Source organism: Catenovulum agarivorans YM01 (assembly GCF_000281085.1).
GTDB classification, from domain to species: Bacteria; Pseudomonadota; Gammaproteobacteria; order Enterobacterales; family Alteromonadaceae; genus Catenovulum; species Catenovulum agarivorans.
Map to the genome: position 1 here is coordinate 23,801 of NZ_JH767547.1, position 793 is coordinate 24,593.

The 793-nt window shown below is 38.8% G+C and carries 1 pseudogene; it reads left to right on the forward strand.

Annotated elements, in window-relative coordinates:
- Window positions 1-583: pseudogene (locus tag WSC_RS23700) on the forward strand (tyrosine-type recombinase/integrase); the annotation flags it as partial.
- Window positions 584-793: the final 210 nt, after the last annotated feature.

Consider the following 793-nt stretch of genomic DNA (forward strand, 5'->3'; position numbering starts at 1 on the left):
ATCGCAGTGGGAACTTTTGTTACAAACCGCTGAAAATATGGCTTCCGATGATCCAATATATGAACGAAATTTATTCTTGATTGCCGCAATGAAAACCATGTTTTTGCGAATTTCAGAGCTTTCTGAGCGCGACGATTGGCTCCCAACTATGAATCATTTTTGGCAAGATGATGATAAAAACTGGTGGTTAAAAATATTTGGTAAAGGTAAAAAAATTCGCGACATTTCAGTACCAGATAGCTTTTTACCATATCTTGAACGTTATCGCCTATGGCGCGGATTATCGGCATTCCCAGGTCGTCAAGAAAAACAGCCTATAGTCGAAAAAATCCGTGGCGTTGGCGGCATGAGTGGACGACAATTAGCTCGATTAGTTCACCAAGTACTGGAGACTACTTATGATATTGCAAAATCTAAATGTGGCGAAAAACATGCTCAAATCTATAAAGATGTTTCACCACATTGGTTAAGACATACAGGTGCCAGCATGGAGATTGAAAGAGGTCGCGCCTTGAAAGATGTGTCTGGAGGATTTGGGCCACTCAAGCATGGCAACTACCGATTCAGTCTACGTACAAAGTAGTGCCAAAAAGCGAGCCGCAAGTGGAAAATCTAGGATTGTTTAGTAACTTAAATATGAAATTACCGACAATAAAATTAATTAGAATGTTAAGGGTAATTTGTTGGTGGTTTTATCCACAAACACCAAAGTTAACAAAAACGATATGTCCAATAATAATGATCTGATCCAATAGTTTTGGACACCTCATTAAGTGAGTAGAATAACTCACAG